A 477-nucleotide genomic window follows, 5' to 3' on the forward strand; every position below is an offset into this window, starting at 1 on the left:
AAAACTATCTGTTTATACAACTGTATTTCCTTTAACAGATTTCGCACAAAAAATAGGCGGCGATGATGTTTCAGTGAAAAGTGTATACCCACCGGGAGCAGATGCCCATTCATTTGAGCCAACTCAAAGGGATATGATAGATATCGCGAGTGCAGATGCATTTATATATACAGGTGTTGGTGTCGAAGGCTTTGTTACAAATGCTCAAAAAACACTTAAAAACGAAAAAGTCGCATTAATTGAAGCAGGAGCTGAAATTGACTTTTTACACACGGAGGATCATGACCATAACGATGAGGAGCACCATCATGGGGATATCGACCCACATATTTGGTTAGACCCTATTTATGCAATTCAATTAGCTGAGAATATAAAAAATGCATTAATCGACATAAATCCTTCAGGTCAGGATATATACGAAGGAAATTTTAAGGAATTAAAGGGAGAGTTAGAAACATTAAATACAGAATTTATGGA

The 477-nt window shown here is 36.5% G+C and carries 1 protein-coding gene; it reads left to right on the forward strand.

Annotated features, from left to right (window positions below; all coding sequences use genetic code 11):
• The coding region (locus V7147_RS18405; protein ID WP_335369291.1) for a metal ABC transporter solute-binding protein, Zn/Mn family at positions 1-477 on the forward strand (477 nt) is incomplete at both ends.

Origin of the sequence: Bacillus sp. JJ1521, assembly GCF_036965165.1 — a bacterium.
GTDB lineage: Bacteria > Bacillota > Bacilli > Bacillales > Bacillaceae_L > Ferdinandcohnia.